The following is a 10,004-nucleotide window of genomic DNA, read 5'->3' on the forward strand; positions in this document are numbered from 1 at the left end:
GACACCCGCCGCGGTGTCCGGGCCCTCGGGCGTGCCGGGGTCCGCGCGGTCGACGCTCCGGGGACCGGGCTCAGGCGGTCGTGAAGAGGACCAGCGCGCCCAGCACGAACACCGTGGAGGCGGCGAGCGCGCACGCGAACTCCACGACGATCCCCAGCCCGGCCGCCTTGAGGCCCGCCCAGCTGGAGTCCAGCGCCGCCCGGAGGTCCCGCTGACGGGCGGTCTCGCTCAGCAGCAGGCCCACGAAGAAGCCCACGAAGATCCCGACCACGGGGATCACGAACAGCCCCACCACGGCGCCGGCGGCGGCGTAGAGCAGGGACCGGTTGGGGATCTGCCGGCGTTTGAGCCGGGTCCCGGTGAGCACGGCGCTCGCGGCCATCCCGGCGATCGCCAGCACGGAGCCGATCGCCAGCACGGTCCACCCCTCGACGGCCTGGACCGTGAGGGCCCAGACGAGCAGGCCGACCACGATCAGGATCGAGCCCGGGAGCACCGGCACGATGATGCCGAGGCAGCCGACGACGAGCAGGGCGGCGGTGATGAGGGTCGCGATGATCTCGGCAGTCACGCCCTCATCGTAGGCGCTGGGGCGGCCTGTCCCCCCAAGTGGCCGCAGACCGGGACGGGCGGGCCCTCCTAGCCTGGAACGGATGGCCACCACCGTCCTGGACCCCGCGCGCCCCGGCGCCGAACGGGCCGGTCCCGAGGGAGCCGGCACCGAGGACCTCGCCCCGCGCGGTTCCCGGTGGTTCCTGCTCGCCTCCGTGGTGCTGCTGCTGATCGGCACCGGCGGGCTCTTCCACGCCAACACCGGCGGGTGCTGCGGAGCGGGCCCCGGCGAGGAGCCGTCCCGCACCGCCCCGGTCCCGGAGCCGTGGGGAGCGGACGTCCTGGCCGCCGCCGAGGTCTCCGGGCTGCCGCCGGAGATCGTGGCCGCCCAGCTGGACGTGGAGAGCCGCTGGGACCCGAGGGCCGTCAGCCACGCCGGGGCGCAGGGCCTCGCCCAGTTCATGCCGGACACGTGGCGGCGCTACGGCCGGGGCGACCCCTTCGACCCGCGGGCCGCCATCCGCGCCCAGGGCCTCTACCTCAAGGACCTGCGGCGCATGGTGCGGGGGCTGGCGCCGGCCTCGGCCCAGGAGGAGATCGACCTGGTGCTGGCCGCCTACAACGCCGGGCCCACCGCGGTCCTGCGGTACGGCGGGATCCCCCCGTTCGCGGAGACCCGCGGCTACGTGGCGCAGATCCGCGAGCTCGCGGCCACCACCTACGCCGGGGTCGGGGCCTGAGCGCTGCTCAGCCGGCCGTCCGCCGGCTCCTCGCGAGGCCCCGCAGCGCTCGGCGGGCCGCGTGGTACCCGGCCATGCCGTGCACCCCGCCGCCCGGTGGCGTCGACGACGAGCACAGCCAGACCCCGGGCACGCCGGTGGCGTAGGGGTCGGCCTGCACGGCCGGCCGGAACACCTGCTGCAGCCCGTCCAGGGAGCCGCCGCCGATGTCCCCGCCCACGAGGTTCGCGTTCCACGCCTCCAGCCGGGCCGGCGAGGTGTCGACGCGCTCGAGGACCCGGTCCCGGACGCCGGGGGCGAAGCGCTCGAGCTGCGCGAGCACCCGCTCCCCCGCCCGGGGGTCGTCGCACCCGTGGGGGACGTGGGCGTAGGCCCACAGCACCTGCCGGCCCGCGGGCGCCCGGGACGGGTCGGCGGCGCCCTGCTGGGCCACGAGCACGAACGGGCGCTCCGGCAGCCGGCCCGCCCGGGCCTGCTCCTCCGCGGCGCCGATCTCCGCGAGCGTCCCGCCCACGTGCACGGTCCCGGCCCGGGCCACCTGCGGGTCCCGCCACGGGACGGGGCCGTCCAGCAGCAGGTCCACCTTGTAGGAGGCCGTCCCGTAGCGCCACCGGGCGAGCGCCCGGCGGTACCGGTCCGGCAGCTCGAGCCCGCGCAGGCCCAGCACCTGCCGGGGGGTGAGGTCCAGCAGGACGACGTCCGCCGGGCGGAGCCGGGCGAGGTCCGTCACCGGGGAGTCGACGTGCACCCGCCCGCCGTGCTCCTCGAGATCGGCCACCAGGGCGTCGACGACGGCCTGGGACCCGCCGCGCGCCACCGGCCACCCCGTGGCGTGGGCGGCGGCTCCGAACAGCGTGCCGAAGGCGGAGGTCAGCGCGTGCCGCGGGGGCAGCACCGCGTGGGCGGCGGAGCCGGCGAAGAGACCCCGGGCCTGCTCGGTGCGGAACAGGGCCCGGGCCGTGGCCGCGGCGGGCCACGGCGCGCGCAGCCCGAAGGAGGCCAGGGCCCGCGGGTGCTCGGGCACGCGCAGCAGCGGGCCCAGCACCGACTCGACGGTCTCCTCCCAGCGCTCCACCACGCCGCGGTGCAGCAGGGACCACGCCCGGCCGTCCACGCCCAGCCCCGCCGCCGTGCGCTCGAGCGAGCGGTGCAGCAGGCCCGCCGGGCCGTCGTCGAGCGGGTGCGCGGCGACGACCGGCGGGTGCAGCCACTCCAGGCCGTGCCGGTGCAGGCCCAGCTGCGCGAACAGCGGGCTGGCCACGCCGAAGGGGTGCACGGCGGAGCCGAGGTCGACCACCGTGCCGGGGCCGAGCACGGCCGCGGAGCGCGCCGCTCCCCCGGCCGCGCCCGCCGCCTCGTGGACCGTGACCTCGAGCCCCGCGCGGGCCAGCACCACGGCCGCGGCGAGGCCGTTGGGCCCCGAGCCGACGACCGCGGCCGTCCCCCGCACGGGCGGTCCTACCCGGCCAGGGCGCTGCGCATCGTGCGCAGGGCCACGGACAGGGACGCGAGCTCGGTGGAGGCCTCGCCGGTCTCCTCGGCCTCGATCTCCCCCAGCACCTCGCGCAGCCGGCCCAGGCGGGACTCGTTGCTGGACTCCCAGGACTCCACCTTGTCCCGCGCGTCCTGGCCGGGCGCCTCGAGCGCCTGGTCGGCGAGGGCCACCAGGGTCGCGTAGACGTCCTCCCGCATGGACATCCGCGCGAGGTTCTCCCAGCGCGTGGTCTGCGGCAGGCCCGTGATGCGGTTGAGCAGGCTCTCGATGCGGTAGCGGTCGTAGAGCCGGAAGTAGACCTTGGCGATGGTCTTGATCTGCTCCTCGTCGAGGCTCCCGTCCTCGGCGATCGCCTCGCCCGAGGCGTGGGCGAGGCGGGCGACGTCGAGCAGCGCGAACGCGTCCAGCAGCTGCGACCACTCCGTGGCCAGGGCCCCGGGCACGCCCTGCCGCTCGGCGGCCTCCGCCCGCGAGTCCACCCGCTGGCGGGAGTCCTCCCCGAGCAGCCGGTCCTCGAGGAACCGGATGTCCACGGTGGGCTTGTAGCGGTCGATGACCTCGGCCACCGGGTTGGCCGTCTCCTCCCGGTTGATGAGCCAGCGCACCACGCGGTCCAGCAGCCGGCGCATGTCCAGGAACATCCGGTCCCACATCTCGGTGGGCACGTCCGCGGGCAGCTCCCGGTGCTGGTGGGCGTACCGGTCGATCTCGTAGATCTGCACGGCCGCCACGAACGCCCGGGCCACCTCCACGGGCCCGCACCCGGTCTCCTCCATCACGCGGTAGACGAAGGGGATGCCGCCGTAGTTGACCATCTGGTTGGCCACCACCGTGCCGATGATCTCGGCGCGCAGGGGGTGGGTGCCGACGAGCTCGCCGAAGCGCTGCGTGATCTGCTCCGGGAAGTAGGCCTCCAGGACCTCCTCGAACCACGGGTCCTCGGCGAGACCGCCCTCGACCAGGGCCTCCGAGAGCTGGATCTTGGCGTAGGCCGCCAGCACGGACAGCTCCGGGGACGTGAGCCCGTGACCCGTCCGGACCCGCTCGCGCAGCTGCTCGTCGGAGGGCAGGAACTCGATGTCGCGGTCGAGGTCGGCCTCGTCCTCGAGCCAGTGCATGAACCGGATGTAGGCCTCGTTGAGGGACCGCACGCGCGCCCGCTCCGTGGTCAGCAGCACGTTCTGCGCCACGTTCGTCTCGAGCACGAGCCCGGCGACCTCGTCCGTCATGGCCTCGATGAAACCGGCGCGCTCGTCCGCCGAGAGCTCCCCGGCCACGACCATCCGGTCCACGAGGATCTTGATGTTGACCTCGCGGTCGGAGGACTCCACGCCGCCGGAGTTGTCGATCGCGTCCGTGTTGATCAGCACCCCGTGCAGCGCCGCCTCCACCCGGCCGAGCTGGGTGCAGCCCAGGTTGCCGCCCTCGCCGACGACCTTGGCCCGCAGGTCCCGGCCGTCGACGCGGATCGTGTCGTTGGCCTTGTCCCCCACGTCCGTGTGGGTCTCCTCCGCCGACTTCACGTAGGTGCCGATCCCGCCGTTGTACAGCAGGTCGGCGGGCGCCGTGAGGATCGCGCGCATCAGCTCGATCGGGGAGAGCTCCTCGACGCCGTCCTCGAGGTCGAGGGCCTCGCGGACCTGCGGGGAGATCGGCACGGACTTCGCGGTGCGCGAGTACACGCCGCCGCCGGCCGAGATCTTCTCCGGGTCGTAGTCCTGCCACGAGGACCGGGGGCGGCCGAACAGCCGCTCGCGCTCGGCGTAGGAGACGGCCGGGTCCGGGTCGGGGTCGAGGAAGATGTCGCGGTGGTCGAACGCGGCCAGCAGCCGGATGTGCTCGGACAGCAGCATGCCGTTGCCGAACACGTCGCCGGACATGTCGCCCACGCCCACCACGGTGAAGTCCTCCGTCTGGGTGTCGACGCCCAGCGCGAAGAAGTGCCGCTTCACCGACTCCCACGCCCCGCGGGCGGTGATGCCCATGGCCTTGTGGTCGTAGCCCACCGAGCCGCCCGAGGCGAAGGCGTCCCCGAGCCAGAACCCGTACTCCTGCGAGATCGCGTTGGCGGTGTCGGAGAAGGACGCCGTCCCCTTGTCCGCGGCCACCACCAGGTAGGAGTCCTGGCCGTCGCGGCGCACCACGTTCTCGGGGTGCACGACGACGTCCTGACCGGATCCGTCCCGGACGAGGTTGTCGGTGATGTCCAGCAGGGAGGCGATGAACAGCTTGTACGACTCCCGGCCCTCCGTCACCCAGGCGTCCCGGTCCACGGCCGGGTCCGGCAGCTGCTTGGGGTAGAACCCGCCCTTCGCCCCGTTGGGCACGATCACCGAGTTCTTCACCATCTGGGCTTTCACCAGGCCCAGGACCTCGGTGCGGAAGTCCTCGCGGCGGTCCGACCAGCGCAGGCCGCCGCGGGCCACGGGCCCGAAGCGCAGGTGCGTGCCCTCGACCCGCGGGGACCACACCCACACCTCGAACATGGGGTGCGGCAGCGGGGCCGTGCTGATCCGCCGGGGGTCCAGCTTGAACGCCATGGTGGGGCGGTGCCGGTACACGTTGGTGCGCAGGGTCGCGGCCATGATCTCGGCCAGCGCGCGCAGCAGCTTGTCGGCGTCCAGGGTGGGCACCTCGTCCAGGGCCTCGACGAGCCGGCCGTGCGCGGCGTCGCGCTGGGAGCCGCGCACGGCGTCGTCGAGCGCCGGGTTGAAGCTCGCCTCGAAGAACTCGACCAGCGCCCGGGTGACCCGCGGGAAGCCCAGGAGCGTGTCCGCGATGTAGTCGAAGGAGTTGGGGTGCCCCAGCTGCAGGAGGTACCGGACGTAGGAGCGCAGCACGGCCACGGTCCGCCACGTCATGCGCTCCGTCAGGACGAGCCGGTTCAGGGAGTCCGACTCGGAGCGGTGGGACAGCACCGCGCACAGGGTGTCCTCGATGAGGTCCTCGGTCTTCGCGTCCTCCGGCCCGATCGCGTCCACGCCCTCCGGCAGCCGCACCCCGAAGTCGTAGAGCTGGAAGTGGCGGCCGTCGGCGGGGGTCACCTCGTACGGCTTCTGGTCCAGGACCGTCAGCCCGAGGTTCTGCAGCATCGGCAGCAGCGCGGTGAGGGACAGGGAGCGGGTGAGGTAGATGTTCAGCCGCACACCCCCGGGGTCGTCGACGACGCGCACCTCCGCGGGCAGGTCGGGGTCGCGCCCCCACAGCTCCTCGCAGCGCTGGAGGTCCAGGAGCGCCTCCTCGATCTCGTAGTCCGCCCGGTAGGCGTCCGGGAACGCCTCCGCCCAGTTCTCGGCGTGGGCCCGGGCGACGTCCTCCGGGAAGTCCCGGTGGATCGCACGCGCCAGCGCCTCGGGCCAGGAGCGCACCGCGGCCCGCAGCCGCGCCTCGAGGCCCGCGCGGTCGAAGGACTGCACCTGCCCGGTGTACGGCAGCCGGATGCGGAAGAACAGGCGGGCGAGGGTCGAGGAGGACAGCCGGGCGTCGAAGTCGATGGACTCGGCGTCGAAGGTGCGCTTGAGCTCGGCCTCGATCCGCCCGCGCACCGAGGTGTTGTACCGGTCACGGGGCAGGAAGACGACCGCGGACATGAAGCGCCCGAAGTGGTCCTGGCGCAGGAAAAGCCGGGTCTGCCGCCGTTCGTCGAGGCCCATGACCCCGCGCATGATGTCGTAGAGCTCGTCCGCGGTCATGTGGAACAGCTCGTCCCGCGGGTAGTCCTCGATGTTGCCCATGAGGTCCCGGGCCGAGTGCGAGTCCTCGAGGAAGCCGAACCGCTCGGCCACCTCGGTCATCTTGTCCCGGATCAGCGGCGTCTCGCGGGCCGGCGTGTTGTACGCGCGGCGGGTGAACAGCCCCAGCACGAGGTACTCGCCGACGATCCGGCCCTCGTCGTCGTACTTGGCGACGCCGATGTAGTCGAGGTACTCCCGGCGGTGGATCGACGAGCGGCGGTTGGCCTTCGTGATGAACAGCGTGCCGGCCTCGCGCGCGTGCTCCCGGCCCAGCCCGGTCAGGACCTGCCGGTGCGGCTTGCGGTCGTGCTCCACGAGCAGGCCCAGCCCGGTCCCGGGCCGGCTGACCAGGGACAGGCCGTCGCCGGAGTCCTCGAGGTCGTACTCCTTGAAGCCCATGAGGATGAAGTTGCCCCGGACCAGCCAGCGCAGGAACTCCTGGGACGGCCCCACCAGCGGCGGGTGACCGCCCTCGGGCAGGTCCAGCTGCCGCAGCCGGTCGAGCTCCTCCGCGAGCCGTCCGACGCGCTCCTTGAGCTCCACCTGGTCGTCCTCGACCCGCTGGACGTCCTCGAGCAGGCCCGAGAGCCGGTGCACCAGCTCCTGGGCGGTCTCGTCGGAGATCTGCCGGGAGAGCTCCACGGAGATCCAGGACTCCACGACGTGCGTGGTGGAGCCGTCCGAGCGGAGGCCGGCCAGGCTCGGCAGCGCGGTGGTGTCCCCGCTCGAGGTGGCCGAGAAGTCCGGCACCTGCTGGAGCCCGCGCAGCTCGTGGGTGTCCGCGTCCCGGGCGGCGACGAGCACGGGGTGGATCAGCAGGCGCGCGCCGCCCCACTTGGCGGCGATCTCCGCGGACACCGTGCTCACGAGGTAGGGGACGTCCTCGGTGACCACGAAGACCACGGAGGTCGAGTCCTCCTGGCGCACGCCCACGGCGATCTCCCGCGGCGCCCGGACCCGGCCCACCTCGTGGTGGTGCTCGGCCCGCTCGCGCAGCTGCTCCTCGGTGCGGGCCAGCAGGTCGTCCTGCGGGACGTGGCGGTAGTACTCGTTGATCCACTCCCGGTCCCCGGACCACTCGGGGGCCCGCGGGATCACACGGATCGCCTCGGTCCGGTCCTCGTCGGGGATCGTGTACTGGTCAGAGGCCACAGCCGCATCACGCCTTCGTCGCCGTGGGCGGCCGGGAGCGCGTTCTGTGCGCCACCGTCGCCGCCGCAGGGGGTGGACGGCACCTCGTGGGACCGTCCCTGATGAGCTCAGCTTATTGAAGGAAGCCGGGGCTGTCAGGGTGCGGTGGACTCCGACACGTCATGTCGCAGTCGCGCGGCACCGAGGGCCTCCGTCCGCACCGGGACCACCTCGCAGTTGCGGATCCGGGGATGGGCCTCCCCGTTGAGCTCGGAGACCGTCAGGCGGATGAGCGAGCCGTGCGCCACGACGAGCACGCCGCGCCCCGGGTGGTCGTCGCGGATCCGGCGCAGGGCCGCCAGTCCGCGCCGGACGACCGCCTCCACCGGCTCGCCCGCGGAGAGGATCCGCTCCCGCGCCGGCCCCTCGAGACCGGCCAGGCGCGAGCCCTCGTGCGGGCCGAAGCCGCGCTCCACGAGCTCGTCGTAGGTCGCCGCGAGCTCGAGGCCGAGGATCCCGCCGATGATCCGCGCGGTCTCCACGGCCCGGCCCAGCGGCGAGGAGACCAGCACGTCCCAGCGGGCGCCCTCGGCCCGCAGGTGCCGCGCGAGGGCGCGGGCCTGCTCCCGTCCGGCGTCGTTGAGCGGGACGTCCGTGGCGCCCTGGAGCCTCTCCTCGAGGTTCCAGTCGGTCTGGCCGTGGCGGATGAGCACGATGCGTCCGGGGGTGTTCACGTCCCCCACTCTGGGCGACGGCCCGCCCGGGGGCAAGCGGGGACGGTGCGGGGCCCCGGCCGGTCCTCCCGCCGAGGACACGGACGGTCTGCGGCCCGAGGTCCTGGACGAACCGGGGCAATGCGGGTTGAGTGGCACGCATGACCACCTTCACGTTCAGCTCCCGCGTGCCCCATCCCGTCGAGGACGTCTTCGCCTGGCACGCCCGCCCGGGCGCGCTCACCCGGCTGACGCCCGCGTGGACCGGCTCCGTGGTGGAGGAGTCCACGCCCCCGCTGCGGGACGGGACGCGGTCCCGGCTGCGGATCGCCGTGCCGGGCTCCTACGGGCTGGCCTCGGTGCCCTGGACCGCGGAGCACCACGGCTTCGTCCCGGGCCGGGAGTTCCGGGACCGGATGGTGAAGGGCCCGCTCTCCTCCTGGGAGCACCACCACCGGTTCGACGACGACGGGCACGGCGGAACCGTGGTCACCGACACGGTGGAGTACGCGGCGCTGCCGGGCAGCCGGGCGTTCGGGGACCGGCTGATGAGCCCGGCGCTGGGACGCCAGTTCGAGGCCCGGGCCCGCCGGCTGGCCGCCGATCTGGACCTGCACAGCCGCTGTCCCGGCCGGCCCCTGACCGTCGCCGTGACGGGGGCCTCCGGCACCATCGGCGTCCAGCTGGCCGCGCTCCTGAGCACGGGCGGGCACACGGTCCGACGCTTCGTGCGCCGCGAGGCGCGCACCCCCCTGGAGATCTCGTGGGACCCGGCGACCGGGCAGCTCGACCCCGCCGACCTGCGGGGGGTCGACGTGGTGGTGAACCTGGCCGGGCGCAGCATCGGCGGCCGGCTCACGGACTCGGCGAAGGCGCAGATCCACGACTCCCGGGTGCTCGGCACCCGGCTGCTCGTCCGGGCCCTCACCGCGCTCGGCGACGAGGCCCCGTCCGCGCTGATCAACGGTTCCGCGATCGGGTACTACGGGGCGGACACGCACGGGGAGACCGTCACGGAGAAGTCCCCTCCGGGCGACGACTTCCTGGCCGAGGTGTGCACGGCGTGGGAGCGGGCCGCCCAGGAGGCCGAGGCCATCGGCACCCGCGTGGTCACGGTGCGCACCGGGGTGGTGCAGAGCCCCGCCGGCGGCGCCCTCAAGGCGCAGCTGCCCCTCTTCCTGGCGGGGCTGGGCGGACGCCTCGGCTCGGGCGAGCAGTGGCTGAGCTGGATCTCGCTGGACGACGCCGTGGGCCTGTTCGCCCACGCGGTGCTCTCCCCCGGCCTGCACGGGCCCGTCAACGCCGTGGCCCCGATGCCGGTGACGGGCCGGGACTACGCCCGGACCCTCGGCAAGGTCCTCGGCCGGCCGGCCCTGCTGCCCACGCCCGGGTTCGGGCCGAAGCTCGTGCTCGGCGCCGAGGGCGCCGAGCTGATGGCGCTCGCGGACCAGCGGGTCTCGGCGGACCGGGCCATCGACCGCGGCTACCGGTTCCGCCACCCCGACCTCGGCTCGGCGCTGCGCGAGGAGCTGGGCCGCTTCTGACCCGCGCCCGTCCGCTCCCCCGCCCCCACGGGCAGGCACCTCCACCACCGCCGACGTCACCGCGTCCGCCCGGGACCGCCGCAGATCTGCGGCGG

At 74.2% G+C, this 10,004-nt stretch carries 6 protein-coding genes; 2 read left to right on the plus strand and 4 right to left on the minus strand.

The features are described from left to right. Window positions 1–70: 70 nt before the first annotated feature. Window positions 71–571, minus strand: coding sequence for a DUF456 domain-containing protein (locus ACFU0Y_RS14715; RefSeq protein WP_380215270.1), 501 nt, complete (start codon window positions 569–571; stop codon window positions 71–73). Window positions 572–653: 82 nt separating this feature from the next. Here ACFU0Y_RS14715 and ACFU0Y_RS14720 point away from each other — a divergent pair, with 82 nt between their 5' ends. Beyond that, window positions 654–1,292: a lytic transglycosylase domain-containing protein gene (locus tag ACFU0Y_RS14720; RefSeq protein WP_380215271.1), complete on the plus strand. Its 639-nt coding sequence runs from the start codon at window positions 654–656 to the stop codon at window positions 1,290–1,292. Between the two features lie 7 nt (window positions 1,293–1,299). On the opposite strand, the gene ACFU0Y_RS14725 is transcribed toward ACFU0Y_RS14720, so the two are convergent. From ACFU0Y_RS14725 to ACFU0Y_RS14735, 3 genes are all read right to left on the minus strand, one after another. Continuing rightward, window positions 1,300–2,742 carry a phytoene desaturase family protein gene (locus ACFU0Y_RS14725; RefSeq protein ID WP_380215272.1) on the minus strand — a complete coding sequence of 481 codons (1,443 nt, stop codon included), beginning with the start codon at window positions 2,740–2,742 and terminating at the stop codon, window positions 1,300–1,302. Window positions 2,743–2,750: 8 nt separating this feature from the next. Then, complete coding sequence (locus ACFU0Y_RS14730; protein ID WP_380215273.1) at window positions 2,751–7,673, minus strand: NAD-glutamate dehydrogenase; 4,923 nt, start codon at window positions 7,671–7,673, stop codon at window positions 2,751–2,753. Window positions 7,674–7,807: 134 nt separating this feature from the next. After that, window positions 7,808–8,386, minus strand: a complete 579-nt coding sequence (locus ACFU0Y_RS14735) for a histidine phosphatase family protein (protein ID WP_380215274.1) — start codon at window positions 8,384–8,386, stop codon at window positions 7,808–7,810. A 140-nt stretch (window positions 8,387–8,526) separates the two neighbouring features. On the opposite strand from ACFU0Y_RS14735, the gene ACFU0Y_RS14740 reads away from it, so the two are divergent. Further along, entirely contained in the window at window positions 8,527–9,909 is a 1,383-nt protein-coding gene (locus ACFU0Y_RS14740; protein WP_380215275.1) for a TIGR01777 family oxidoreductase, read from the plus strand. Window positions 9,910–10,004: the final 95 nt, after the last annotated feature.

The sequence above is a fragment of the Kocuria sp. NPDC057446 genome, assembly GCF_042802875.1.
In the GTDB taxonomy this organism is placed as follows: Bacteria; Actinomycetota; Actinomycetes; order Actinomycetales; family Micrococcaceae; genus Kocuria.